24 protein-coding genes are annotated in these 26,125 nt (G+C 72.3%); 10 read left to right on the top strand and 14 right to left on the bottom strand.

What is annotated here, in order from left to right:
- Positions 1-5 precede the first annotated feature (5 nt).
- Both LCH29_RS01055 and LCH29_RS01050 read right to left on the bottom strand, forming a co-directional pair.
- On the bottom strand, positions 6-980 hold the full coding sequence (locus tag LCH29_RS01055; RefSeq protein WP_446459890.1) for an endonuclease/exonuclease/phosphatase family protein: 975 nt from the start codon (positions 978-980) through the stop codon (positions 6-8).
- Between the two features lie 156 nt (positions 981-1,136).
- Positions 1,137-1,520, bottom strand: coding sequence for a VOC family protein (locus LCH29_RS01050; protein WP_446459742.1), 384 nt, complete (start codon positions 1,518-1,520; stop codon positions 1,137-1,139).
- A 191-nt stretch (positions 1,521-1,711) separates the two neighbouring features.
- Between LCH29_RS01050 and LCH29_RS01045 the strand changes: the two genes are divergently transcribed.
- A complete protein-coding gene (locus tag LCH29_RS01045; RefSeq protein ID WP_446459741.1) occupies positions 1,712-2,359 on the top strand; it encodes a mycothiol-dependent nitroreductase Rv2466c family protein in 648 nt (215 codons plus the stop codon).
- 23 nt (positions 2,360-2,382) lie between these two features.
- On the opposite strand, the gene LCH29_RS01040 is transcribed toward LCH29_RS01045, so the two are convergent.
- Entirely contained in the window at positions 2,383-3,873 is a 1,491-nt protein-coding gene (locus LCH29_RS01040; RefSeq protein WP_446459740.1) for a helix-turn-helix domain-containing protein, read from the bottom strand.
- 160 nt (positions 3,874-4,033) lie between these two features.
- Between LCH29_RS01040 and LCH29_RS01035 the strand changes: the two genes are divergently transcribed.
- Positions 4,034-4,606, top strand: a complete 573-nt coding sequence (locus LCH29_RS01035; protein ID WP_446459739.1) for a DUF4232 domain-containing protein — start codon at positions 4,034-4,036, stop codon at positions 4,604-4,606.
- An 81-nt stretch (positions 4,607-4,687) separates the two neighbouring features.
- On the opposite strand, the gene LCH29_RS01030 is transcribed toward LCH29_RS01035, so the two are convergent.
- The 6 genes from LCH29_RS01030 to LCH29_RS01005 all read right to left on the bottom strand — a co-directional run bounded on the left by LCH29_RS01030 (position 4,688) and on the right by LCH29_RS01005 (position 11,035).
- Positions 4,688-5,242, bottom strand: coding sequence for a hypothetical protein (locus LCH29_RS01030; protein WP_446459738.1), 555 nt, complete (start codon positions 5,240-5,242; stop codon positions 4,688-4,690).
- Between the two features lie 204 nt (positions 5,243-5,446).
- Positions 5,447-6,202 carry an SDR family oxidoreductase gene (locus LCH29_RS01025; RefSeq protein ID WP_446459737.1) on the bottom strand — a complete coding sequence of 252 codons (756 nt, stop codon included), beginning with the start codon at positions 6,200-6,202 and terminating at the stop codon, positions 5,447-5,449.
- Positions 6,203-6,206: 4 nt separating this feature from the next.
- The gene (locus tag LCH29_RS01020) at positions 6,207-7,949 is read right to left on the bottom strand and encodes an N-acyl-D-amino-acid deacylase family protein (RefSeq protein WP_446459736.1); all 1,743 of its coding nucleotides are present in this window, start codon (positions 7,947-7,949) and stop codon (positions 6,207-6,209) included.
- Between the two features lie 83 nt (positions 7,950-8,032).
- Positions 8,033-9,181, bottom strand: coding sequence for an LLM class flavin-dependent oxidoreductase (locus LCH29_RS01015; RefSeq protein WP_446459889.1), 1,149 nt, complete (start codon positions 9,179-9,181; stop codon positions 8,033-8,035).
- Between the two features lie 92 nt (positions 9,182-9,273).
- Complete coding sequence (locus tag LCH29_RS01010; RefSeq protein ID WP_446459735.1) at positions 9,274-10,077, bottom strand: SDR family NAD(P)-dependent oxidoreductase; 804 nt, start codon at positions 10,075-10,077, stop codon at positions 9,274-9,276.
- A gap of 10 nt (positions 10,078-10,087) precedes the next feature.
- Entirely contained in the window at positions 10,088-11,035 is a 948-nt protein-coding gene (locus LCH29_RS01005) for an LLM class F420-dependent oxidoreductase (RefSeq protein WP_446459734.1), read from the bottom strand.
- Between the two features lie 149 nt (positions 11,036-11,184).
- Between LCH29_RS01005 and LCH29_RS01000 the strand changes: the two genes are divergently transcribed.
- The gene (locus LCH29_RS01000) at positions 11,185-12,219 is read left to right on the top strand and encodes an AraC family transcriptional regulator (RefSeq protein WP_446459733.1); all 1,035 of its coding nucleotides are present in this window, start codon (positions 11,185-11,187) and stop codon (positions 12,217-12,219) included.
- Between the two features lie 122 nt (positions 12,220-12,341).
- Here the strand turns inward: LCH29_RS01000 and LCH29_RS00995 are convergent, their stop codons facing one another.
- Complete coding sequence (locus LCH29_RS00995; RefSeq protein WP_446459732.1) at positions 12,342-13,568, bottom strand: amidohydrolase family protein; 1,227 nt, start codon at positions 13,566-13,568, stop codon at positions 12,342-12,344.
- Positions 13,569-13,658: 90 nt separating this feature from the next.
- On the opposite strand from LCH29_RS00995, the gene LCH29_RS00990 reads away from it, so the two are divergent.
- The 4 genes from LCH29_RS00990 to LCH29_RS00975 all read left to right on the top strand — a co-directional run bounded on the left by LCH29_RS00990 (position 13,659) and on the right by LCH29_RS00975 (position 17,843).
- Positions 13,659-13,841: a transposase gene (locus LCH29_RS00990; RefSeq protein WP_446459731.1), complete on the top strand. Its 183-nt coding sequence runs from the start codon at positions 13,659-13,661 to the stop codon at positions 13,839-13,841.
- 181 nt (positions 13,842-14,022) lie between these two features.
- Positions 14,023-16,953, top strand: coding sequence for an AfsR/SARP family transcriptional regulator (locus LCH29_RS00985; RefSeq protein ID WP_446459730.1), 2,931 nt, complete (start codon positions 14,023-14,025; stop codon positions 16,951-16,953).
- A 200-nt stretch (positions 16,954-17,153) separates the two neighbouring features.
- Positions 17,154-17,429 (top strand): hypothetical protein, encoded by a 276-nt coding sequence (locus LCH29_RS00980; protein WP_446459729.1) that lies wholly within the window; start codon positions 17,154-17,156, stop codon positions 17,427-17,429.
- Positions 17,430-17,660: 231 nt separating this feature from the next.
- Positions 17,661-17,843 (top strand): hypothetical protein, encoded by a 183-nt coding sequence (locus LCH29_RS00975; RefSeq protein WP_446459728.1) that lies wholly within the window; start codon positions 17,661-17,663, stop codon positions 17,841-17,843.
- Between the two features lie 63 nt (positions 17,844-17,906).
- Here LCH29_RS00975 and LCH29_RS00970 read toward each other — a convergent pair whose 3' ends face one another.
- Entirely contained in the window at positions 17,907-19,508 is a 1,602-nt protein-coding gene (locus LCH29_RS00970) for a FadD3 family acyl-CoA ligase (RefSeq protein ID WP_446459727.1), read from the bottom strand.
- A 104-nt stretch (positions 19,509-19,612) separates the two neighbouring features.
- Here LCH29_RS00970 and LCH29_RS00965 point away from each other — a divergent pair, with 104 nt between their 5' ends.
- The 3 genes from LCH29_RS00965 to LCH29_RS00955 are packed head-to-tail and all read left to right on the top strand — an operon-like array spanning position 19,613 to position 21,984.
- Entirely contained in the window at positions 19,613-20,758 is a 1,146-nt protein-coding gene (locus tag LCH29_RS00965; RefSeq protein WP_446459726.1) for a lipid-transfer protein, read from the top strand.
- A gap of 6 nt (positions 20,759-20,764) precedes the next feature.
- On the top strand, positions 20,765-21,220 hold the full coding sequence (locus tag LCH29_RS00960; RefSeq protein WP_446459725.1) for a Zn-ribbon domain-containing OB-fold protein: 456 nt from the start codon (positions 20,765-20,767) through the stop codon (positions 21,218-21,220).
- A complete protein-coding gene (locus LCH29_RS00955; RefSeq protein ID WP_446459724.1) occupies positions 21,217-21,984 on the top strand; it encodes an enoyl-CoA hydratase/isomerase family protein in 768 nt (255 codons plus the stop codon). The genes LCH29_RS00960 and LCH29_RS00955 overlap by 4 nt, the downstream gene beginning before the upstream one ends.
- Positions 21,985-21,996: 12 nt before the next feature.
- On the opposite strand, the gene LCH29_RS00950 is transcribed toward LCH29_RS00955, so the two are convergent.
- The 3 genes from LCH29_RS00950 to LCH29_RS00940 form a co-directional block, all read right to left on the bottom strand.
- Positions 21,997-22,578: a hypothetical protein gene (locus LCH29_RS00950; RefSeq protein ID WP_446459723.1), complete on the bottom strand. Its 582-nt coding sequence runs from the start codon at positions 22,576-22,578 to the stop codon at positions 21,997-21,999.
- 124 nt (positions 22,579-22,702) lie between these two features.
- Entirely contained in the window at positions 22,703-23,242 is a 540-nt protein-coding gene (locus tag LCH29_RS00945) for a hypothetical protein (protein ID WP_446459722.1), read from the bottom strand.
- A 98-nt stretch (positions 23,243-23,340) separates the two neighbouring features.
- A complete protein-coding gene (locus LCH29_RS00940) occupies positions 23,341-25,986 on the bottom strand; it encodes a serine/threonine-protein kinase (protein WP_446459721.1) in 2,646 nt (881 codons plus the stop codon).
- Between the last annotated feature and the right edge of the window lie 139 nt (positions 25,987-26,125).

The following is a 26,125-nucleotide window of genomic DNA, read 5'->3' as shown; positions in this document are numbered from 1 at the left end:
CCAGCCTAGGAGCGAGCCACGGTGACCCGCGCGGCGACCGGCAGATGGTCGCTGCCGGTGGCGGGCAGGGTGCGGATGTGGGCGACGGCCGCCGAGCGGGCCATGACCTGGTCGATCCGGGCCATCGGGAACCCGGCGGGGAAGCTGAAGGCGAAGCCCCGCTCCGCCACGTTCATCCGGGAGGTCAGCGGGTCCAGCCCGCGGTCGTCGACCGTGCCGTTGAGGTCGCCCATGAGGATCACCGGTTTCCGCTTCTCGGCGGCGATGGCCTTGCCCAGCAGACCGGCGCTCTCGTCACGCCAGGACGAGGCGAGGCCGCTCGCGCCGACGCGGACCGAGGGCAGGTGCGCGACGTACGCCGCGACCTCGCCCCGCGGCGTCCGGACGACGGCCCGCAGCCCACGGCTCCAGGAATCCGTGATCCCCCGGGGCTTGATGTCCAACAGCCGGGCCTCGGTGAGCGGATGCTTCGACCAGAGCCCGACGGTGCCTCGCACGGCGTGGTACGGGTACTCCGGGGCGAGGGTCTTCTCGTAGACCGGCAGCGCCGCGGGCACCAGCTCCTCCAGTGCGACGAGATCGGGCGAGGCCCCGGCCAGGGCGCGGGCCGTACCCGCCGGGTCGGCGTTCTCGTCGCTGACGTTGTGCTGCACCACGACCAGGTCCTGCGCGCCCTTCGCCGTCCCGGGCAGGAACAGCCCGCCGAAGTCGTACGTCCAGGCCGCCACCGGCAGCAGCAGCGCCAGCAGCGCGGTGGCCGAACGGCGCAGCAGCGCCAGGCCCAGCAGGACGACGACCACCAGACCGAGCCAGGGCAGGAAGGCCTCCAGCAGACTGCCCAGGCGCCCCACGGAGTTGGGCACCGCCCGGTGAAAGGCCAGCAGCCCGGCCGTCAGCGCCACCAGCCCGGCGAGGACCCGCCCCCGGGTCCAGACGGACCCTTTGCCGTCCTCGACCCAGCCCCTCGCCCATCGGCGCATCGCCGCCGTCACACCGCTGCCCGGCCGCTCCACCATCACGTCCCATCCGCTCGATCCCACCCCACAAGACGGCCCTCCAGGCGCATCGGTTTCCGGCTCGGGCGGCGGAGCCCTGGCCGCGCGGTCGTACCCGGAGCGGCCCGGCGACGAGGGCCGTCAGACGGGGGCGATGCGGCCCTTGAGCAGGCAGAACTCATTGCCTTCGGGATCGGCGAGGACGTGCCAGGACTCCTCGCCGGTCTGGCCGATGTCGGCGCGTACGGCCCCGGCGGCCAGGAGGCGTTCCAGCTCGGCGTCCTGATCGCGGTCGGTGGCGTTGACGTCGATGTGCAGCTTGAGCTGCCCCTTCTGCGGCGCGTCGTGGCGGATGAGGACGAGCGTCGGCTGCGGACCGCCGAACCCCTCGCGCGGTCCGATCGCGATGACGCCCTCCTCCTCTTCGCGACCCAGCTCGACGTAGTCCAGGACCTCGCACCAGAACCGCGCCAGCACCTCGGGGTCGTGGCAGTGGAGCACGAGTTCACTGATACGGCATGCCATGGACGAAACCCACTCTCAGCGTCGGAACTGCCGGGGCGACCGCAACCCTAGCGGGCGGGGCGAGCGGCGGCGAGGCAATTTCAGTCCCTCCCCCGGCGCCCATCTGCCGGTTCTGCGCCCGAAGTCGGCGCGGTACGCGCTCGCCGGTCGCCTCCGTACAGTGGCGCCGGAGCACCGGAAGGGAGTACGCCATGACGACGGTGACCGTGGACTTCTGGTTCGACCCGGCCTGCCCCTACAGCTGGCTCACCTCGCGGTGGGTGGTGGAGGCGGCCACGGTCCGGCCGCTGGACGTGCGCTGGCGCGTCATGAGCCTGGCGGTGCTCAACGAGGGCCGGGACGACGATCCCGAAGGGGACCCCGAGGGCTATCTGTGGATGCCCGTCCGCATCTGCGCCGCCGTCCTGCGGCACCACGGCCACGAAGCCCTCGGCGCGTTCTACGCCGCCCTCTGGGCCGATCGCGGCGACGGCGGCGCCCAGCAGTGGATCAACGATCCCGAGGTGGCGCTGGCCGACGCCGGGCTGCCTCCGGGGCTTGCCGAGGCGGCGATGTGCCGCGACTACGACGACGCGGTGCGCGCTTCCCACGCCGAGGGCATCGCCGCCCTCGGCCCCCACGTCGGCACGCCGGTCGTCGCCGTTCCGGACCCGCGCGGTGACGACGGTACGCGGATCGCCTTCTTCGGTCCGGTGTTGTCCCGGGTCCCCCGGGGCGAGGAGGCAGGTCGGCTCTGGGACGCCACCCTGGTGGTGGCGGGCGCCCCCGGCTTCCACGAGCTCAAGGGCGCACCGGCCGACCCGTCCCCCGATGTGAGGGGCTTGACCGGTCGGCCGTGAGGCGGTCGCCGTCCACCACGTGGTTACTCCGGTCGATCGATCCACTCATGGCCGCCCAGCGGGTAGTCGTAGCCGGGGCGCCCGACGCCCGAGCTGGTGCGGAACGGGGTGCCGTTGTTGTCGATGTGCACGGTGCCTCGGCGGTCGCCGCTGGACCATGTCAGAGCGAGGTCCCAGCGGACGTCATGGGCCTTGGTGCGGGCGGTGAGGTAGAAGACCTCCGGGTCGGACTCGCTGACCTTGTACGGGAAGTCGCGCTGGCCGTTCTTGACGGTGACGGTGGGGCTGCCGTCGTCGAGGTCCGCGTCGAACGACTTGGTGCCGACGCCGCCGCCGCAGCCGACGCCCATCGAGTAGTCGTTCCAGGCGAGCGGGGCGCCCTTCGAGACGACGCGTACGTGCAGCGCCTCCAGGACGACGGTGTCCTTGCCCGTGCCCTGCACGGTGAGGGCGACGCGCTGCTCCCCCGAGGAGACCGCGCCGTACGCGGCCGCCCAGCGGGGGGCGTCCTGTTCGGCGGCGGGCGGACCGACGTGTTCGGGCTCGGAGTCGACGAGGAAGTGCTGGCTGCACGGGCCCTCGTAGGTGTAGGGGCGGGTGGCGACGTTGAGCGGTACGCCGCCGGTGCGTGGCCGCTCGGGGGCACCCCCGCCCCCGTCGCCGCGGGCGTCCCCACGGCCGTGGGCGGCGGACTCCCGCGCCGGGGCGGAGGGTTCGCCGGTCTTCGCGCCCCGGCTCCGGGACGGGGAAGGGGAGTCCGACGTGGACGGGGGCTTTTCGTTCGCCCGGATGGTGGTGGCGGGTGCGGTGGTCGGGACGGTGACATCGCCGGCCCACCGGTCGTCGCCGTCGTCCCCGGCGGACGGCAGATTCGCGGCGAGCACGAGGGATCCCAGCACGGCGGCCGTCGCGACGGAGGCGATCAGCGCGGTGCGGCGCCGACCGGGCCGCACGGGCGCGGGCGGGGCGGTGTCGCCGACGACCGGTTCGTCACTTCCACCGGGGTCGGCGGCTTCGGCGGGTCCGGCGGCAGGCGCCGGTTCGGCGGGTTCGGCCGCAGGCGCCGGTTCGGCGGCTTCGGCCGCAGGCGCCGGTTCGGCGGCTTCGGCGGCGGACGCCGGTTCGGCAGATTCGGCGGCTTCGGCGGCAGGCGCCGGTTCGGCGGGTTCGGCCGCGGACGCCGGTTCCTCGGACCCCGCTGCCTTACGGCCCCGCGCCGCGTCGGCCAGAATCCACCGCCGGTGCAGCTCGACCAGTTCCTCGGGGGTCGCCCGGCACACCCGGGCGAGCCGCTCGGCCGGTGCGTAGTCGGGCGGCACCGCGCTGCCGTTGCAGTAGCGGTGCAGCGTGGACGTGCTCATGTGTAATCGCTTGGCGAGCGCCCCGTAGCTCAGCCCCGAGCGTTCCTTGAGTCCCCGCAGCAGCTCCGCGAACGCCTCCGCGGCGGTCCCGGTCGCCCCTGATGCCCCTGACACCCGTTCCTCCCCATCCCTGTGCGGCCCGGCGCGTCCCATTCCCGCGTCCCAAGCCGCTTGCGTTCCCCCTGGTCACAGCCCGTTTTCGCGTTCCAGTGTCCCAAACTGCCCGGTATTCCTGGCGGTTGGGACGGCTCACCCCACAAGCTCCGGTCATCCAAGCACCACACCGACCGCACCACCGAGAGGACTCCCCCACATGTCGCACAACCGGAACCCGCGCACCCGTCTCCTGACCGCCGCGGCGACCGTCGCGGTCGCCGCTCTCTCGCTGACCGCGTACAGCAACGGGGCGAGCGCCCACGCCGAGGGCGCTCGGGCCGCGGGGGCGGCGAAGGCCAAGGCCGCCGTCACCTGCCAGGGTTCCAACACCAAGACGGTCGCGGCTCCCCTGAGCCGCCCGCTGAACCACATGCTGCTGACGGTCACCAACACCGGCAGCGTCCCCTGCAACCTGTACCACTACCCGGCCGTCCAGTTCGGCGAGGCCCAGTCGGTGCCGCCGGTCATCGAGGCCTCGAAGCCGCAGGCCGTCGTCACGCTCGCTCCGGGCGCGTCCGGCTACGCCTCCGTGAACCTGTCGGCCACCGACGGCAGCGGCTCGAACGGCCACACCGAGAAGTCGCTCACCGTCTGGTTCCAGGGCCGCACCGCCGACGAGGACGTCCCGTCGGCCGCCCACCCGTCGCTGCCCGCCAAGGGCGTCTACATCGACGACTCCCTCAAGGTCACGTACTGGCAGCAGACGTTCGAGGACGCCATCATCTGGTAGCCCGGCCGCCGTCCACCGGCACGACGCGGGGCAGCCGGACCGGCTGCCCCGCGTCACTGATGTCGGGAGTGCGAGCGCGACTTACGGCGTCAGGGTGTCCCCGGGCGTCGGGGTCGCGCGCTGGACCCAGGTGCCGCAGGACGTGATCACCGAGCCCGTGCGGTCGCAGGTGATGCCGTGCACGGTCCCCGACGTGGTGATGACGTCGATGAAAATGTCACTGGTGGTGCCACCGCCGCCGGGGCCGACGTCAATGGAGATGCCGCATGCACCCACGGGCACCGCTCCGCTCTCGTCGGAGAGGTCGTCCCAGTCGATGTCCCCGCCCGGGCCGGACTCGTCTCCGACATACGGGATCCCGAAACTGACGGCCGCGTAAAAGGCCCCGCCGCCGGCCGCTTCCTGACGAACGGTGTCGATGTCGAAGCACCCGTTGGCTCCCGGCCGCGGCGGCTTCGGCTTACCGGGCCTCCCGGGGTCAGCAGCGGGGTCAACGACGGGGTCGGGGTCCATGGGGTCCAAGGAGAAGGCCCGGTCCGTGGACATGACGGTCGGAGCAGGCAGCGCTTCCGCTCCGAGGCCTTGCGCCGCGGCGGGCAGGGCACCCAGGACGCCTGCCAGCGAGACGGCGGTCAAGGTGGTGAGGCCGCCGAGCGCCAGCCGTGTGGGCCGCCATGAGCATCGCACCCGCGGCGATGCGGCCCTGCTGTGAGGACGCATGCAGTACTCCTTCGGACGTGAACCGGGAAATCTCCCGGAAAGCGTTATGTGTCGTGAACTCCTTTCCACCCCCTTTCCGCCTTTTATGTGATGAACCATCTGATTAGCCCAATGAGACCATCACGGGGCACGCGTTCCTCCGCGGAATGCCGCGCGGACGCGGCGGCCGCCGTCGACCACCAGGTCGGTGCCGGTGATCCAGGACGCCTCGTCGGAGACCAGCCAGCGGACGGCGCGGGCCACGTCCTCCGGTTCGCCGATGCGGGCCAGGGGGAGGGTGGCGGCGATCGAGGGCTCGTCGGGTTCCCAGACGAAGCGGGCCATCTCGGTGCGGATGAGGCCCGGGGAGACCGCGTTGACGCGGACGCCCGGGGCCAGTTCGGCGGCGAGCTGGCGGGTGAGGCGGAGGAGGGCGGCCTTGCTGGCGCCGTAGGCGCCGACGCCGGGGCCCACGCCGTGGGTGCCCTCGGTGCAGATGTTGACGACCGCGCCGCCGTGGTCGCGCATCCAGGCGCGCCAGGCGGCCTGGGTCAGGCGCAGCGGGGCCTCCACGTTGAGGGTGAAGGCCCTGCGCCAGGCGAGCGGGTCGGCGTCGATCAGGGGGCCGAGCGGGGCGTTCGTGGCGGCGTTGTTCACGAGGATGTCGAGGCGGCCGAAGGCGGCGACCGTACGCGCCACGGCCTCCTCGAGGTGCGACGCGTCCGCCACGTCGCCCGGGCAGGCGAGGGCATGCGGGCCCAGCTCGCGTACGGCGGAGGACAGGGCCGCGGGGTCGCGGGCCGTCACGCACACCGCCACCCCGTCCGCCGCCAGCGCCTTCGCCACCGCCAGTCCGATGCCGCGCGAGGCGCCCGTGACCAGCGCGGCGCGCCGCACCGGCTCAGCCCCGCGTCGACACGCTGAACGTGTCCCGGCCCGAGCGCAGCACCGTGCCCGGGATCGCGCCGGTGACCTCGTCGTCGCGGATGGTTTCGACGCCGCCGACGCGGACGCTCACCATGCCCGTCGCCCGGGAGTCCAGGCGGGGGCTGTCGCCGGGGAGGTCGTGGACGAGGCGGGCCCGGCCCGCGTCGATGCGGTCGGGGTCGAAGAGGACGAGGTCGGCGTGGTAGCCCTCGGCGACGCGGCCGCGGCCGCGCAGTCCGAGCAGCCGGGCCGGGTCGTCGGTGAGCATGCGGACGGCGCGCTCCAGCGGGACCAGCTTGCGGCCGCGCAGGCAGTCGCCGATGAAGCGCGTGGTGTACGGGGCGCCGCACATGCGGTCCAGGTGGGCGCCCGCGTCGGAGCCGCCGAGCATGACGTCCTCGTGCTCCCAGGTCTGCCGCCGCAGCTCCCAGCTGGCCGGGTCGTTGTCGGTCGGCATCGGCCACAGGACGGTGCGCATCCCGTCGGCGGCGCAGATCTCCACCAGGGTGTGGAAGGCGTCCTGGCCGCGCTCGGCGGCGATGTCGCGGACGACGCGGCCGGTGAGTCCGGCGTTGGTGTCGCTGTACGTGTCGCCGATGACGTACCGCTCGAAGTCGGCGAGCCGCCGGAAGACCCCGGCCTCGGGGCTCTTCGCGCGGCGCAGCATCTCCTCGCGTACGCCCGGGTCGCGGAGTTTCGCAATGCGCTCGGGGATGGGCAGGCCGAGGATGTCGCCCCAGCCGGGGATGAGGTTGAGCGCGCAGAACGTGCCGAGCGACATGTTCATGGGGGTGAGGATGGGCATGGTGAGGGCGACGATGCGGCCGCCCGCCTTGCGGGCGCGCTCGCTCGCCTGGAGCTGGCGCGGGACGCGCTCGGGGACGGCGGCGTCGATGGTGAGGACGTTCCAGTTGAGGGGGCGTCCGGCGGCGGCGCTCATCTCCACCAGCAGGTCGATCTCCTCGTCCGCGAACCGGTCGAGGCAGCCCGCCACGATGGCCTCGATCTGGGTGCCCTCGTGGTCGCCGACGGCCCGGGACAGGGCGAGGAGTTCGTCGGGCCGCGCGTGGCGGGAGGCGACGGGCTGCCCGTCGCCGTCGGCGTGGGTGGAGGACTGGGTGGTGGACAGCCCCCAGGCGCCCGCGTCCATGGCCTCGTGGAGGAGCCGCAGCATCTGGTCCAGCTGGTCGGGGGTGGGCTGTCCGCCGATCGCGTCGGGGCCCATGACGTGGCGGCGCAGTGCGCAGTGCCCCACCATGAAGCCCGCATTGACGGCGATCCGCCCCTCCAGGGCGTCGAGGTATTCGCCGAAGCTGTGCCAGTTCCAGGGCGCTCCCTCCTCCAGGGCGACCAGCGACATGCCCTCGACCCGGCTCATCATCCGCCGGGTGTAGTCGGCGTCGCCGGGGCGCTCGGGGTTGAGCGGGGCGAGGGTGAAGCCGCAGTTGCCGCCCGCGACGGTGGTGACGCCGTGGTTCATGGAGGGGGTGGCGTACGGGTCCCAGAACAGCTGGGCGTCGTAGTGGGTGTGCGGGTCGACGAAGCCGGGGCCGAGGACGAGCCCGGTGGCGTCCTCGGTGGAACGGGCCCGCTCGCCCAGGGAGCCAGGCTCGGTCACGGCGGCGATCCGTCCGTCGCGCAGGCCGACGTCGGCGACGTAGGAGGGCGCGCCCGTGCCGTCCACGACGGTCGCGCCCTTGATGAGGTGGTCGAGCACGGGTGGGGTCCCTTCTGACGCCTGCCGTTATCTGTCTGACAGAAGTTGATATCTGTCAGCCGTCATCCGCTTGCTGCCAGCCGTCATTCGCTTGCTGTCAGCTGCCATCCGTTCGCTGTCCGACGGAATCGGGTCGTGCGGTGCACCGGGTCGGTGTCGATCTTCGGGATGACGTGCTCGCCGATGAGCTTGATGGTGTTCATGGTGTCCTCGTAGCCGATGCCGATCGGCAGCCCGAAGGAGAGCTGGTCGGCCCCGGCCTGTTCCCACCGCTTGCACTGCCGGAACACCTCGTCCGGGTCGCCGCAGATCATCAGCTCCTCGGCGATGAGCAGCTCGATGATCTCCTCGGTGTAGTCGGGGAGGAGTTCGGGCCACTCCGGGATGCCGTCCGGGCGGGGGAAGGTGTCGTGGTAGCGGAACAGCAGCGACTGGAGGTAGTTGAGGCCGCCGCCGAGCGCGATCTCGACCGCCTTGGCGTGGGTCTCGGCACAGATCGCGGTCGAAGTCACCATGACGTTGTCGTTGACGAAGCCGCCGACCGGGTCGGCGTCCTTGACGGCGTTCTTGTAGGAGTCGAGGACCCACTCCATGTCGGACACCTTCTGGATGGAGAAGCCGAGGACGCCGAGGCCCTTGCGGCCCGCCATCGCGTACGAGGACGGGGACCCCGCCGCGTACCACATGGCCGGGTGGCCGGTGCCGTACGGCTTGGGCAGCACCTTGCGGGGCGGGAGCGACCAGTGCTCGCCCTGGAAGCCCGGGTACTCGTCCTGGAGCCACATCTTGGCGAACTCGCCGATGGTCTCTTCCCAGATCTCCTTGGTGTGGTTCATGTCGGTGACGCCCGGGATGAACCCCAGGATCTCGTGGCTGCCCGCCCCGCGCCCCGAGCCGAACTCGAACCGGCCGCCCGAGAGGTGGTCGAGCATCGCCACCTTCTCGGCCACCTTGACAGGGTGGTTGACCTGCGGGAGGGGGTTGAAGATGCCGGATCCGAGGTGGATGCGCTCGGTGGCGTGGGCGAGATAGCCGAGGAAGACGTCGTTCGCGGAGAGGTGGGAGTACTCCTCCAGGAAGTGGTGCTCGGAAGCCCAGGCGTATTTGAAGCCGGACCGGTCGGCCTGGATGACGTACTCGGTCTCCTCGATGAGGGCGTGGTGCTCGGCCTCGGGGTCGGCGCGGCGTCGGCGCTCCGGCACGTATCCCTGTACGAACAGTCCGAATTCCAAGGGGGTCACCGCCTCCAGTTCAACAATCTGACGTACCGTCAGATTTGAGTCCGACCATGGCACCGGGAGGGTGGACCGTCAAGGCCCAGGCTTCAGAAGACCGAGACCCCGCTCAGCCAGCCGCCGTCGACGACGACCGGCTGCCCGGTGATGTACGAGGAGTCGTCGGAGGTGAGGAACAGCGCCAGCCGGGCGACCTCCTCGGGGCGGCCGATGCGGCCCATCGGGACCAGCTTGCGGTAGAGGCCGTTCACCGCCTCCGACGCCTCGGCAGCCTCCTCCGCGTTCGCCGTGTCGGCCGCCGGGTCGAGCCGGGCGGGGTTGCTCATGGGGGTGTCGACCGCGCCGGGACACATCGCGTTGACCCGGATCCCCTTGGCCGCCAGCTCCATCGCCGCCACCCGGGTCATCCCGACGATGGCCGCCTTGGTGGCGGCGTACGAGGTCAGCAGGGCCATGCCGGAGAGCGCCACGTACGAGGCGGTGTTGACGATCGTGCCGCCGCCCGCCGCCGCCAGCTCGGGCGCGACCGCGCGCATGCCGAGGAACGCGCCGACCTGGTTGACCTGGACCACGGACAGGTACTCCTCCAGCGGGGTGCTGGTCAGCTCGTTGAAGCGGAGGATGCCCGCGTTGTTGACCAGCCCGTCCACCGCGCCGAAGGCCTCCTTCGAGAACGCCACGGCGGCCGCCCAGTCGTCCTCGCGGCTCACGTCGAGGTGGACGTAGGCGGCGGACTCCGCGCCCAGCTCCTCGGCGACGGCAGCGCCCTGGTCGTCCAGGACGTCCGCGAGCACCACCTTCGCGCCCTCGGCGACGAACAGCCGCGCCTCCTGCTCGCCCTGCCCGCGCGCCGCGCCCGTGACGAGCACGACGCGTCCGTCCAGCTTGCCCATGATGGCCTCCTCAGGCGTTCAGGTGCGGGGCGACGTCGGCCGCGAAGGCCGCCATCTGATCGGTCAGTTCGGTGCGGCTCCGGCTGCGGAACCGCACCTGGATCTGGTCCACGCCCAGGGCCGCGTACGCGCGCAGGGACTCGGCCAGCTGCTCCGGCTTCCCGGTGAGCGCCCGCCGCCCCACGCGCCAGGGCGGGTCGCCCACGTACAGCGGCTCGGCGATGGCACCGATCTCGGCGGGCTCCTCGATGCCCGCCGCCTCGCGCAGCGCGCGCAGCCGGGCGATCTGCGCGGGGAGCCGGTCCCGGGGGTCGCCCTGCGGCAGCCAGCCGTCGCCGCGGACGGCGGCCCGGCGCAGCGCGGCGGGCGAGGAGCCGCCCACCCACAGCGGTGGGCGCGGCGTCTGGGCGGGGCGCGGCGCCTGGCCGAGACCGCTGAACGCGAAGCGCTCACCGCGGAAGTCGGCGAACTCCTCCGGCCCCAGCGCCGCCTTCAGCGCGTCGACCGTCTCGTCCAGCAGCGGCCCGCGCGCGTCGAAGTCGACGCCGAGCGCGTCGAACTCCTCGCGCACGTGCCCGGCGCCGACCCCGAGGATCAGCCGCCCGCCGGAGAGGTGGTCGAGCGTCGCGTACTGCTTGGCGGTGAGCAGGGGGTGCCGGAGCGCGGCGACGGCGACGTGGCTGAGCAGCCGCACCCGCTCGGTGGCCGCGGCCAGGAAGCCGAGGGTGGCGACCGGGTCGTACCAGACGGTGCCCATCGCGTCGGCCAGCCGCCGCGGGATCGCCACGTGGTCGCAGACGGCGACGTAGGCGAAGCCGGACCGGTCGGCGGCGCGGGCGATGGCCACGAGGTCGCCGGGACCCGCGGCCGCCTCCCACGGTTCGGCGTAGAGGGTGCTCTGTGACTGGATCGGCAGCTGCATGCCGTAGCTCAACCGGCCCCGGGGCAGGACGCGCATGCCGGGCCTCCTCGTCGGTGGACCGCGATGGGACCGCCATCGTCGTATCTGACGGACCATCAGGCAAGGCCCGGTGTTAGCGTACGGGCGATGTGGGCCTCGAAGCGGCGGCCGTCCTTCCCGTACGAGGACAAACATGAGGACACGTGATGATCGAGACGGTGTTCCGGTGCGACGACATTCCCGTGGCAGACCGGTTCGACTACTGGCGCGAGCAGATGACGCGCCTCATCGCCCCCATGGAGATGAGCAGCGAGCACACCGGTGACTTCGCGGGCGAGGCGCGCGTCCTCGAACTCGGCGCCGCCCACGTGTGGCCCACGAAGTTCCGCCCGATGCGCTTCCGGCGGACGCCGAAGCTGATCCGGCAGTCCGACCCCGAGCTGTACCACTTCTCCTTCCTCCAGCAGGGCAACCTCCAGGTCTCCCAGGGCCGCCGGGAGACCGCGTACGGCCACGACGGGCTGTACGTCGTCGACACCTCACGGCCCTATGACTGCGTGGCGTACGGCGACTCCCCGATCGGCGTCGGCCTGGAGATCCCGAAGGCGCTGATCCCCCTCCCCTACGACCGGATCGACCCGCTGCTCGCCCGGCCCATCCCGGGGCACGAGGGGATCGGCGCCCTGCTGGCGGGGTTCCTCACCCGGCTGGCCTCGGACAACGGCACGTACCGCCCCTCCGACGGGCCGCGCCTGGGGACCGTGCTGATCGACCTCGCGGCCTCCCTGCTCGCCCACGCCGTGGAAGCCGAGGACGCCCTGCCGCCCGAGACGCACCGGCACACCCTGACCCTGCGCGTGCAGAACTTCATCCGGCGCAACCTGCACGACCCCGAGCTGACCCCGGCCGCCGTCGCCGCCGCGCACCACATCTCCGTCAGCTATCTGCACCGGCTCTTCCGCGCCCAGGACACCACCGTCTCCGGGTGGATCCGGCAGCAGCGCCTGGACCGCGTACGGCGGGACCTCGCCGACCCCGGCCTGTCCGCCGTCCCGCTGCACCAGCTCGCCGCACGCCGGGGCTTCGCCCACCCCGCGGTCTTCAGCCGCACCTTCCGCGCCGCGTACGGCATACCGCCGAGCGACTACCGGCAGCTGGAGCTGAGGGCCCGCGTGCCGGACGCTCCCCCGTCGCGTCCGGCACCCGCGGCACCCGCGGCACCCGCGCCCCCGCCCCGCTAGCGGCCAGCGGCGGTGGGCGCGCCAGGTCCCCAGCCTGTCGCAGGGCCCGCGGGGTGTCATTGACCGGCAGTGGACACTTCCTTGTTCCTGAGTGAACCGGCCCGCCCGGGGCTACGGCGGTCTCACGCCCCCGGTCCGGGCCAGAGCCCGTCCGCGGTCAGACCCAGCAGCTCGATCGCGTTGCCGCGGACGATCCGCTCCACCACGTCCGGCGCCAAGTGCCCCATCTGCGCCTCGCCGACCTCCCGGGACTTCGGCCAGGTCGAGTCGGAGTGCGGATAGTCCGTCTCGTACAGGACGTTGCCCACCCCGATCGCGTCGAGGTTCCGCAGCCCGAAGGCGTCGTCGAAGAAGCAGCCGAAGACGTGCTCGGCGAACAGCTCGGACGGCGGCCGCAGCACCTTGTCGGCGACACCGCCCCAGCCGCGGTTCTCCTCCCAGACCACGTCCGCGCGCTCCAGGATGTAGGGGATCCAGCCGATCTGGCCCTCCGCGTACATGATCTTGAGGTGGGGGAAGCGCTCGAACGTGCCGCTCATCAGCCAGTCGACCATCGAGAAGCAGCAGTTGGCGAAGGTGATGGTGGAGCCCACCGCCGGGGGCGCGTCGGCCGAGGTCGAGGGCATACGGGACGACGAGCCGATGTGCATGGCGATGACCGTGCCGGTCTCGTCGCACGCCGCGAAGAAGGGGTCCCAGGCGTCGGTGTGGACCGAGGGGAGCCCGAGGTTCGGCGGTATCTCCGAGAAGCAGACGGCGCGCACCCCGCGCGCGGCGTTGCGCCGCACCTCGGCGGCGGCCAGCTCCGCGTCCCACAGCGGGATGATGATCAGCGGGATGAGACGGCCCCGCGCCTCGGGGCCGCACCACTCCTCCACCATCCAGTCGTTGTACGCGCGCACCCCGAGCAGCCCCAGCTCGCGGTCGCCCGCCTCGGTGAAGGTCTGCCCGCAGAAGCGGGGGAAGGTCGGGAAGCAGAGCGCGGACTGGACGTGGTTGACGTCCATGTCGGCGAGCCGATCCGGCACCGCGTAGGACCCGGGCCGCATCTGCTCGTAGGTGATGGCCTCCAGCCGGACCTCGTCGCGGGCGCAGCCGGCGGCGGTGTCGAGCCGTGTGAGGGGCCGGTGCAGATCCTCGTACACCCACCAGTCGGCGATCGGCCCGTCGTCGCCGGGCGCGCCCATCTTCGGGGCGAACTTGCCGCCGACGAAGGTCATCTCCTTCAGCGGCGCCCGGACGATGCGCGGACCGATGTCGCGGTACTTCGACGGGAGGCGGTCCCGCCAGACGTGAGGGGGCTCAACCGTGTGGTCGTCCACCGAGATGATCTTCGGGAAGCTCTCCATGCCGTTCACGGTAGCGCCGATCTGACGGAGTGTCAGTTATCAGGTGGGGGTTCTCTGCGGGTTCCGGGCGCGTTCCCCGCGGCCTCTCCTATGCCCATGGGGTGCCCCTCCCACCGCAAGTACCGCACCATGGTCACGCACGGCCGGTTCTGGTCCGGTTCGTACTTCGCCGGGTCTTGCGGCGGCGCACCACTCCAGCAGGTCAAGGACTACATCGAGAGCCAGAAACGCCCCAACCCGACGACAGACCGTCGGCAGGACACTCCGCGGTGATGCTGCGGTACTCCGCGCCGCCCGGCTCAGAATCGGGTTCCCTCCCCACCTGAAATCGGACACTCCCTCCGAAGACGAAGGATGGCGGGCTTGTGGAGGACGTGGGGGCCCTACTGACGCGGAAGGCGTTGACAAGGCAAACTGACCCGTGCGACGGGGAAGGACAGGCGAGGGGGAGACCATGGACGGCGAAAGGGAGCGAGTGCCGGGACAGCACTTGTACTTCACCGTGCTGGGCCCCGTCCGGGCCTGGCGGGGCGATGAAGCGGTCAGCACCGGTTCGCCGCAGCAGCGCGCCCTGCTCGCGGCGCTGCTGCTGCGCGGAGGGCGCACCGCGACCGCGCCCGAGCTGGTCGACGGCCTGTGGGGCACCGAGCCGCCGGAGGCGGCGATCGCCGCGCTGCGCACGTACGCCTCGCGGCTGCGCAAGGCGTTCGGGCCCGACTCCGAGATCCTGGTGAGCGAATCGGGCGGCTACGCGATCCGGATCGGCCTGGGCTCCCTGGACACCGACGTGGCCGAGCAGCTGACGGCCGAGGCGGAGAAGGCGCAGCACTCCGGGGACCGGGTCCGGGCGCGCGACCTGTTCAACAAGGTGCTCGACCTGTGGGACGGCGAACCGCTGGCCGGAGTGCCGGGCCCCTACGCGGAGACCCAGCGCACCCGGCTCGACGAGTGGCACCGCTCCCTGATCGAGACCCGTCTCGACCTGGACCTGGAGCTGGGCCACCACTCCGAGGCGGTCTCCGAACTGACCGCGCTGACCGCCTCGTACCCGCTGCGCGAGCGGCTGCGCGAGCTGCTGATGCTGGCGCTGTACCGCAGCGGGCGGCAGGCGGAGGCCCTGGCCGTCTACGCCGACACCCGGCGGCTGCTCGCCGACGAGCTGGGCGTCGACCCGCGCCCCGAGCTGTCCGCGCTGCACCAGAAGATCCTGGAGGCCGACGCCGAACTGGCGGTCGCCGCGCACGCCTCCGAGGAGCCGAGCGGCGGCGGCACGAGCTTCGTACGCCCCGCGCAGCTGCCAGCGACGGTCTCGGACTTCACCGGGCGGGCCCCCTTCATCAAGGAACTGAGCGACCAACTCGCCACCGCCGAAGGGCGTGTCATGGCCGTGTCAGCGGTCGCGGGCATCGGCGGCGTCGGCAAGACCACCCTGGCCGTGCACGTCGCGCACGCCGCGCGCCACCAGTTCCCGGACGGCCAGCTCTACGTCGACCTCCAGGGCTCCGGCCCCCTGGTCGCCGATCCCGGCGCGGTGCTCGGCTCCTTCCTGCGCGCCCTGGGCACCGCCGACAACGCCATCCCCGACGGCGTCGAGGAGCGCGCCGCCCTCTTCCGCTCCCTCCTCGACGGCCGCCGCGTGCTGACCCTGCTGGACAACGCCCGCGACGCCGCCCAGGTGCGGCCCCTGCTGCCCGGCACCCCCGGCTGCGCGGCGCTCATCACCAGCCGCCACCGGATGGTCGACCTGGAGAGCGCCCACCTGGTGGACCTCGACGTGATGAGCCCCGACGAGGCGCTCGTCCTGTTCACCCGCATCGTCGGCGAGGAGCGGGTCGCCTCCGAGCGGGACGCCGCCATGGACGTCGTGGCGGCCTGCGGCTTCCTGCCGCTGGCCATCCGCATCGCGGCCTCCCGCCTGGCCTCCCGCCGCACCTGGACCGTCTCCGCCCTGGCCGGCAAGCTCGGCGACGAGCGGCGGCGGCTGGACGAACTGCGCGCCGGCGACCTCGCGGTCAAGGCCACCTTCGAACTCGGCTACGGCCAGCTCGAACCGCAACAGGCCCGCGCCTTCCGCCTGCTGGGCCTGGCCGACGGCCCCGACATCTCCCTCGCCGCGGCGGCGGCCGTGCTGGACATGGACATCGACGACGCGGAAGACCTGCTGGAGAGCCTGGTCGACACCTCCCTGCTCGAATCCGCCTCCCCCGGCCGCTACCGCTTCCACGACCTCGTCCGGCTCTACGCGCGTGCGTGCGCCGAGCGCGACGAGATGCCGCCGGCCGAGCGCGACGCCGCGCTGTCCCGGCTGCTGGACTTCTACCTGTCCTCCGCCGCCCGGGTCTTCGCCCTGGCCCGCCCCGGGGACCGGCTGGTGGACCACCTGGAGCCGACGCGGTACCCGGGGCTGGACTTCCAGAACCGGGAGGCGGCCCTCGACTGGCTCTTCGCGGAATCCAATTGCCTGCTGGCGTGCATCCGGCAGTCCGCGGACGGCGACACCGTGCGGCGCGCGGCCGACCTCCTGCTGACCACGAAGGACGTCGGCGAGTCCGGCGCCAACTCGTACCAGTACCAAGTCGCCGCCCAGACCGTGTGCGACGCCGCTCTCGCCGCGCGGGACACGCACGCGGAAGCCCGCGCCCGCATGATGCTGACCCACATGTACCGGATGACCAGCAACTTCGACCAGGCCGACGCGGAGGCACGGCGCGCCATCGACCTCGCCGGCGACGACCCCGTTCCCGGCTGCGAAGCCCCGAACGACCGCGGCATCATCGCCCTGTACCAGAGCCGCTACCAGGAAGCCGAAGACCACTTCCGGCAGGCGCTGAGGGCTTTCCAGGCCGATGACAACCTCCCCGGCATCGCCGGGGCGATGTGCAACGTCTCCCGGGCGCATGCCGCGATGGGTCTGACCGACAGCGCCATCGACCTCGCCTCCCAGGGCATCGAGATCTACAGCAGCCTGGGCCTCACCCTGCGGGTGGCGAACGGCAAGTTCGCCCTGGGCATCGCGCTCCACCAGGCGGGGCGCTACACGGAGGCGCTGGATCAGCTGACCGGCGCCCTCGAACTGTTCCGGGAGAACCGGCAGCGCCTCTGGGAAGGCTCCACGCACGCCCGGCTCGCCGAGGTCCACTTGTCCGCCCACCGGCCGAAGGAAGCCGCCCTCCACGCCGAGCAGGCACTCGCCCTGCGCTTCGTCGGGGGCGAGTTCCGGCGTGGCACCGTACTCAAGGTGCTGGGCCAGGCCCTCGACATGATCGGCCAAACGGACCGGGCCCGGGTCTGCTGGCAGGACGCCCTGGCCGTCTACGAGCAACTGGGCAACACCGCCCACGCGGACGAGGTGCGCGGGCTGTTGGATCCCGCTGCGGTGGCGTGACAGTCCTAGTTCGGGACGTTCATCAATCGTTTATCGCGGACCGGCAGTCTTATTGCTGTCGATCCGTCCCCGCGGGGGGCAGACGGGTCGGTGTAGAGGCCACTCCTTGCCTCGTTTGGGTGAGCGGCCTTGTGTGCCCGTCCGGCGACCCACGGGGGAGTCGCCGGACGGGCGTTGTGCACCCCACCAGACCGAGCTCGATGGAGTTGATCCTGTTGAACCAGGACAAGAAGCCCACGTCTGATGCCTTCCGGCCGCTCGAGCCCCAAGCGGACGGTGCCGTCACTCCGACCGACAACCACCCGGACGGGACGACGCTGACCACGCTCGACAACCACCCGGACAGCCCGTCGCCGCTGGCCATGGACAACCACCCGGACAGCACCACCAAGAAGGCCGTCACGGCGGACAACCACCCGGACAGCCCGGCTCCGGTGACCACCATGGACAACCATCCGGACAGCGCCGGCGCGTAAGGCAGCCCGACCACAACCCCACGGGGGACATACGGGGAGAGCGGGGACCGGTCACGGCGGCACGGAGGGGAAGCCACCGTATCCGGTCCCCGCATCAGCGAGTCGACAATGCCTCTGGTCACGCCAATCTTCGATCGCTTTGAGACAGAGCGTCGAACAATTGCACCATTTCTCACCGGCTGGGATATGAACCAGCGATTACCACCTTTTGCTCGCCACGGAGGACCTGACATGACTCGCTCCACGAAGGCTTTCCTCGCCATAGCCTTTACCGCCGCCCTCGCCGCCGGCACGGCGGCCCCGGCGATGGCCGAAAACCACCCGGACAATGCGGTTCTGATCACCCAGGACCATTTCCCGGACAGCCCCGCGCCGCTGGCTCCGGCCTTCGAGACGAGCGAGGCCGGTCGCTGACGACCGGTTCTTGAGCCCACGGCGTGGGGGCGAGCCCTGACGGCTCGCCCCCACGCCGTCGTTTCACACCCGGCGTCCGCGCAGGCGGTGCTTGAGCACCTTGCCGCTCGCGTTGCGCGGGAGTTCGGGCAGGAACTCCACGTGGCGCGGCACCTTGTAGTTGGCCATTTCGCGGCGGGACCACGCGATCAGCTCGTCGGCGGTCAGCGCGGAGGACGCGCGGCGGACCGCGTAGGCCTTGGCGACCTCGCCGAGGCGGGCGTCCGGGACGCCGACGACGGCGACGTCGGCGATGTCGGGGTGTCGGGCGAGGAGTTGCTCGATCTCGGCGGGATAGGCGTTGAAGCCGCCGACGATGAACATGTCCTTGATCCGGTCGGTGATCCGCAGATTGCCGTCCGCGTCGAGGACGCCGATGTCGCCCGTCCGCAGCCAGCCGTCCGGGGTGATGGCGCGGGCGGTGGCGACCGGGTCCTCGAAGTAGCCGCGCATCACGTGGTGGCCGCGGACCCAGACCTCACCGGGAGCGCCCGGCGGGCGCGGGCCGCCCAGGGGGCTCACGACCTTGATCTCGGTGTCCGGGATGACGCGGCCGGAGGTGGCGGCGACGACCTCCGGCGGATCGCCCCGGCGGCACATGGTGACGGTGCCGGACGCCTCGGTCAGTCCGTACGCCGTCAGCACGGTGGCGACGCACAGTTCGGAGCGCAGCCGTTCCACCAGCTCCAGCGGGACGACGGCGGCGCCGGTGACCACCAGGCGCAGCGTGGACAGGTCGTGGGCGTCGCGCGCCGGGTGGTCGAGGATCGCCTGGTGCAGGGTGGGCGGGCCGGGCAGGACGGTGATGCGTTCGGCGGCGATGCGGGTGAGCGCGGTGTCCACGTCGAAGACCGGCTGCGGCACCATCGTCGCGCCGCGCATCAGGCAGGCGATGATGCCCGCCTTGTAGCCGAAGGTGTGGAAGAACGGGTTGACGATGAGATAGCGGTCGCCGTGCGTCAGCCCCGTCACCTCGCTCCAGGTGTCGTAGACCCGCAGGGTCTGCGCGTGGGTGATCACCACGCCCTTGGGGTCGCCCGTGGTGCCGGACGTGAAGGTGATGTCGGAGGGGTCGCCGGGGCGGACGGAGTCGGCCCGGTCGCGTACGGCGTCGGGCGGCACGGACTCGCCCGCCGCCAGGAAGTCCTTCCAGGTGCGGAAGTCGTCGGGTGCGTCCCCGGCGAGGACGATCACCTCGCGCAGATAGGGCAGCCCGGGCAGCGGGACCCCCTGGCCCGCCCCCCGCTCGGCCGCCCGGCGCAGCGACGCCACGTAGGAGGCACCCAGGAAGGTGCCGGTGATGAACAGGTGGGTGGCCCGGGTGCGCCGGCAGATGTACGCCGCCTCGGCGCCCTTGAAGCGGGTGTTGACCGGGACGAGGACACCGCCCGCGGTGACCGCGCCGAGGGCCGCCACGATCCAGTCGGTGGTGTTGGGCGCCCAGATCGCGACCCGGTCGCCCCGCTCGACGCCGGAGGCGATGCACGCGGCGGCGGCGCGTTCGATACGGGTGCCGAGTTCGGCGTAGGAGATCCGGGCGCGGCCCTCGACGACGGCCTCGGTCGCCTCGCCGTGGCGTCGCGCCGCGTCCCGTATCAGCGCCGGGATGGTCTGCCACTCCGCCATGACACCGCCTCCAGCACAGCGACTCCCACTAGCTGACTACCCGTCAGATTAGCGGTAGCCTTCCCCGCTGTCAGCACCGGTGACCGCGACGTACGGAGGTGGCCATGGGCCTGAAGGACGCGACGGCGATCGTCGGCATCGGCCAGACCCCGTTCGCCAAACGCCTCCCCGAATCCGAGAAGACCCTCGCCTGCCGCGCCATCCTGGCCGCCCTCGACGACGCCGGAATCGCCCCCTCCGAGGTGGACGCCTTCGCCTCGTACACCATGGAGGAGACCGACGAGGTCGAGGTCGCCAAGGCCATCGGCGCGGGCGACGTCACGTTCTTCAGCAAGGTCGGCTACGGGGGCGGCGGTTCCTGCGCGACCGTCGCGCATCTGGCCGCCGCGATCGCCACCGGACAGGCGGGTGTCGGGGTGGCCTGGCGTTCCCGCAAACGCGGCAGCGGCCCCCGGCCCTGGACCAACACCCGCGTCCAGCTGCCCACGCCCGCCCAGTGGACCCGGCCGTACGGGCTGCTGCGGCCCGCCGACGAGATCGGGCTGCTGGCGCGCCGCTACATGCACGAGTACGGCGCCACCCGCGACCACTTCTTCAACGTCGCGCTGGCCTGCCGCAACCGCGCCAACCAGAACCCCGCCGCGATGATGTACGAACGGCCGCTGACCCGCGAGATGTACATGACCGCCCGCTGGATCAGCGAACCGCTCTGCCTCTTCGACAACTGCCTGGAGACGGACGGCGCGCTGGCCTGCGTCGTCGTCTCCGCCGAGCGGGCGCGCGACTGCGCCCGCCCGCCGGTGTACGTCCACTCCGCCGCCCAGGGGCTGCCGTCGCAAGCCCACGGGATGGTCAACTACTGGAACGACGACCCGCTCACCGGCCCCGCCTGGACCGCGGCCCGCCACCTGTGGAAGACCGCCGACTTCGGCCCGCAGGACGTGGACGTGGCACAGATCTACGACGCGTTCACTCCGCTGATCCCGCTGTCCCTGGAGGGCTACGGCTTCTGCGGGCGCGGTGAGGGCGCCGCGTTCACCGAGGGCGGCGCCCTGGAGGTGGGCGGGCGGCTGCCGCTCAACACCGGCGGGGGCGGGCTGAGCGAGGCGTACGTACACGGCTTCAACCTCATCACCGAGGGGGTCAGACAGTTGCGCGGATCCAGCACCGCCCAGGTCCCCGACGCGAGCACCTGCCTGGTCACGGCGGGCGAGGGGGTTCCCACATCGGCCCTGCTGCTGAGGAGTTGACGACCGATGACCACCCATGACGCGACGCAGGAGCTGCTCCGGCCCGTGCCCGACGAGGACGGCGCGCCCTTCTTCGAGTACGCCGCCCGCGGCGAGCTGCGCGTCCAGACCTGCACCGGCTGCCATGAACCGCGCTTTCCGCCCCGCCCCTGCTGCCCGCACTGCCAGTCCTTCGACAGCCTGTGGACGAAGACGAGCGGGCGTGGCCGGATCTGGTCGTACGTGCTGCCGCATCCGCCGCTGCTGCCCGCCTACGCGGCCCAGGCCCCGTACAACGTGATCCTGGTCGAACTGGCGGAGGCCCCGCGGATCCGCCTGGTGGGCAACCTGGTCGCCTCCGCCGACGCCGCGCTCGACTCCGTCGACCCGGTGCGGATACGGATCGGGGCGCCCGTGCAGGCCGTCTTCCACGCGATGCCGGGCGGGCCCACCGTGGTGCGCTGGCTGCTGGAGCGGCCATGACGGTCACGGCGCATACCCGGGACGACGGGGTCGCGGTCGTCACCCTGGACCGGCCCGAGCGCCACAACGCCATCGACCTGGCGACCGCCTCCGAACTGGCCTCCGTGTGGCGGCGGCTGCGCGGGGACGAGTCGGTGCGGGCCGTGGTGCTCACCGGGGCGGGCGAGCGGGCGTTCTGCACCGGGATCGACCGCGCGGTCACCGTCCCGCAGCCGCCGTCCCCGTACGCGATGGACGATCCGCTGCGGGACATCGGGCCCAAGGCGAACGACCTGTGGAAGCCGGTCGTGGCGGCCGTGGGCGGGATGGCGTGCGGCGGGGCGTTCTATCTGCTGGGCGAGGCCGAGTTCATCGTCGCCGACGAGACAGCGACCTTCTTCGACCCGCACACCTCCTACGGGATGGTCAGCGCCTACGAGGCCGTCTACATGGCGCAGCGCATGCCCGCCGGGGAGGTGGCGCGGATGGCGCTGATGGGGACGGCCGAGCGGGTCTCGGCGCGGCGGGCCCATGAGACGGGGCTGGTCAGCGAGGTGGTGCCGCCCGGCGAGGCGGTGGCCGCCGCGGTGCGGGCCGCCGCCGTGGTCGCGGCGTACCCGACGGAGGCGGTCCAGGGCACCGTACGGGCGCTGTGGGCGGCGAAGGAGGCGGCGCTGACGCAGGCCCTCGCCCGGGCCCCGCAGCTGATCGCCCTGGGGAACCGGCCGCCGGACGCCCAGGCCGCGCTCTTCGCGGCCCGCACGCCCGGCTTCCGCGTCCGGTGAGCGGGGCGTGCGTCAGCTGCTCGCGGGCGTCTTGCTGGCCAGGCTGATCTGGCAGGTGTACTGGGTGCGCTTGGTGATGGTGTAGCTCGCGGCGGCCGTGAACGTCTCGCTCTGACCGGGCAGCACGGTCACGTCCTGGCTGTCGTAGCCGAGCAGCCCGTCGTTCCCGTACTCGTTCCAACTGACGCTGACCGAGTAGCGGAAGCTGCGGGTGGCGTCGGTGTTGGTGACCGTCACGTCGTACTTGAACTGGCTGGTCGACTGGTCGTAGCGGCAGCTGGTGCCGCTCGTCTCGCTGGTCGCGTCCGGGTTGTAGGTGGACGGCGCGGAGGAGGAGTACGGGTCCGACGTGCTCGGGGAACCGTACGAGGGCAGGTCCGAGGCCCCGCTCGGCAGATCGGTGGGAATGTCGCTGGACAGTCCGCTGGGGCCGGACGCGGGCTCGTCGCCGCCACCGGTACCACCGGAGACGAACCCGCTGTCGCTCCCGCCGAGGCCGTGGCTCTTCTTCTTTCCGCATCCGGTGAGCGATCCGGTGAGCGCGAGAACTCCGACCAAGGTGACGGCAAACAGGCGCAGGGAACGGCGTTGCATGGAATTACCCCCGTGGAAAAGCTTCAATCAAGCCAATCGGCAGTCGATTGACGAGTGCACGCCACCCTAGCAACGGGGCTTCCTACCCCAAAGTCACATCGGGCGCCCCGGGGGGAACGGCCGTTCAGGAGACGGAGCTGACCTCACACCGCGCGATGGCCTCGACGAACTCGGGATCGTTCATCGGCACCTCGACGCGCCGGGTCTCCCCCGCGGGGACGCGCACCTTCGCGCTCCCCCAGGTCACCATGCGACCGGATTTTCCATCGAAGTTCATGTCGACGAGATACACCGCGGACGAGCGCGAACGGCTGCGCACCTTCACCGTGGCGGTCGTGTCGCCTGGGCCGACGCAGTCGACGACGGTCGTCTCCGGCTCCTCCGGCGACGCGCTCGCCGTACCACCTGCGGTCGGAGTGGAGCCGTAGCGGTTGTTGTCGCGGTAGCGGGAACCGCCCGAACCGGAACCGGAATACGAGTCGTCGGCATCGGAGTCCGAGTAGCCGCCGGAGCTCGAACCGGAGCCGGAACCGGACTGATGCGAGCTGGAGCTGGAGCAGCCGCCTCCGCTGTGCCCCCTGCTCCCGCGCGACTTGCTCTTGAACCCGGTGAGAGCCACCAGCACCACCATGAGTACGGCGGTGAACCGCAGACCTCTCCGCATGACGAACCACATCCCCCGTCGACACGTGCGACCTCCCGGACACCCGGGAGGTCAGTGAACGCGTAGCACGGTAGCAGGGGTTGTCAGGGACACGGCCTTCACGCGCGGGCCGAGGGACGGGACTGCCCGGTTCCCTTCACCGCGTCCAGCGCGTACACACAGCGGTCCTTGCTGCACGCGTACACCACGCCGCCCGCCGCCACCGGCGAGCCGGTGATCTCGCCGCCCGTGGCCAGCTTCCAGCGCAGCTGGCCGCCCGCCGCGTCGACCGTGTAGAGGCAGTGGTCGGCCGAGCCGAAGTGGACGCGGCCGTCGGCGACCACCGGGGAGCCGATGACCTCGCCGCCCGCCGCGAAGCGCCACTTGGGGGTGCCCGTGACCGCGTCGAGCGTGTACAAGGCGCTGCCGCTGCCCAGGTGGACGGAGCCGTCGGCCACCAGGACCGGTTCGATCGAGCCGCGCGCCTCGGTGGCGATGCGCCAGCGGTCGCGGCCGTTCGCGGCGTCCAGGGCGTAGACCGTGCCGAGGTAGTCGGCGATGTAGACACCGCCGCCGGTGACCGCGGGCCCCGGCGCGTACGCGGGGGCGCTCAGGAAGACGGCGGGCGCCTCGAAACGCCACCGCACCTCCCCGCGGGCGATGTCGATCGCCAGCACCCGGGTCCCGGCCGACACGTACACGACCCCGTCGGGCGCCGGGAGCAGCCGCAGCGGCACCCCGCCGCACGAGGCCGTGTCCCCGACCGGGTACGACCAGCGCTCCGCGCCCGTACGCGACTCCAGCGCACGCAGCCGGGCGTCCTGCCATACGAAGACCGTGCCGTCGTGCACGGCCGGACCGGACTCGGGCGTCTCGAAGTCGGTCTGGACGCCCTGCATCTCCCACAGCAGCTCGCCGTTGGCCGCCTCCCAGGCCTGGACGCCGCCGCCGCGGGTGCCGGTGACGACCGTGCCGCGGTCGACCTTGAGCGAGTAGACCCAGCCGTCGGTGGACAGCCGCCACCGCTCCGAGCCGTCCGCCGCGTCCAGCGCGTACAGGGTGGGGCCGTCGGAGGCGTGGATGCGACCGCCCTCCACGGCCATCGCCCAGGCCACGTCGCGGGTCTTGAACTGCCGCCGCCCGGTGCCCACGTCCAGCGCGTGCACCTCGAACGACGTCACATAGAGCAGATCACCGGCGACGGCCGGGGTGCCCCACACATCGTTCGACATGCGGAACCGCCAGGGCCGCCAGCGGCCGTGGCCCGCCGCGCCCGGCGGCTCGGCCGCGTCGGTGGCCGGGGAGTGGGAGGGCGGCGGGACGGCGGCGTCGCCCCCGTTCCCCCCGCCGGTGGTCAGCGCGCCCGGCGGCCGCACCCAGCCCGTGGCCGGGCCGGTGTCGTGCCGCTGCTGCGGGTCGCGCGCGTCGGCGGCGCGCAGCCCGGGGCCGATGGCCACCTGGGAGTTGTGCAGCCGGACCGGCCCGTCGGCCCCGGTGGACAGCGGGGCGGGGGCGGGCGCCGGGGCCGGAGCACTCGCGGATGGAGGGGACGAAGCGGACGGAGCGGACGAGGCGGGCGCGGGCGGCGCGGCATGCCGCCCGGGGCCGATGGAGCTGAGCGCGTTCGACGGGCCGCCCGCGTCGGGCGCCCGCAGGCCGCCGCGCGGATCGCCCGCGCCCACCGGCTCCCAGCCGCCCGCTCCGGCGGGCGCCCCGTGCCGTCCGCCGCCGCGCCCGTCGTCGGCGGCGGGGGCGTACGAGGGCGGTGCGGGCGGCCGCTCGGGCGGCAGCGGCGCGGAGGCCGGGCTTCCGCCCCCGGAGGGGCGGGAGGAGCCGGACGCGGGCCGCGCGGAGCGGGCCACCTGGTTGCGCCCGCTGCGCTTGCGCTCGATGAGCGCGACCGCGCCGCCCGGCAGCCACGCCGAGGCCGTACCGCTGTCGTCGGCGTTGGAGGCGAACAGGTGCGGGGCCAGCTGCGACTGCAAATCGGCCGGGGACGGCCGCCGGTCGGCCTCCATCTGCATGCACGACTCGATCAGCGGCCGCAGCTCGTCCGGCAGCCCGGTCAGGTCCGGTCCCTCGCGCAGCAGCATGAACACGGTCTCGACCGGGTTCGCGCCGTGGAAGGGGGCGTGCCCGGTGGCCGCGAAGGTCAGGGTGGAGCCGAGCGAGAAGATGTCGCTGGCGCCCGTCACGCTGCGCGAGTCGCGCGCCTGCTCGGGCGACATGTAGGCGGGCGTGCCCACGGCGACGTTGGTCATCGTCAGCCGGGTGTTGGAGACGCCCGAGGCGATACCGAAGTCGATCACGCGCGGGCCGTCCTCGACGACCAGCACGTTCGACGGCTTCAGATCCCGGTGGACCAGGCCCGCGCCGTGGATGGACTGGAGCGCCTCGGCGACCCCGGCCGCCAGCCAGCGCACCGCCTGGGCCGGCATCGGCCCGCACTCATTGACTATTTCCTCAAGGGAAGGCGCGGGGACGTAGGCCGTGGCGAGCCAGGGCACCGCGGCGCGCGGATCGGCGTCCACGACCGCCGCCGTGTAGAAACCGCTGACCGCGCGGGCCGCCTCCACCTCGCGGGTGAAGCGGACGCGGAACAACTGGTCCTCGGCGAGCTCGGTCCGGACCGTCTTGATCGCGACCCGTCGGCCGGACGCCGAACGTGCCAGATAGACGAGCCCCATGCCGCCCGCGCCAAGCCGGCCCAGCACCTCGAAGGGACCGATCCGCCTCGGATCGTGCTGCGTCAGCTGCTCCACCACTTGCCTGCCACCTCCCCGTGGGGGCTTGAAAAAATACAGCCCCGTGCAGCGTCTCACCGACAAACCAACCGGCGGCACGCATCCTGCATTCTCTCTGGCGAAGGCGGCGGTTGCGAACCCGGGGGCGATTCGTCGTGTC

Source organism: Streptomyces sp. BRA346 (genome assembly GCF_052851135.1).
This window is presented reverse-complemented; position numbering and strand designations above follow the sequence as displayed.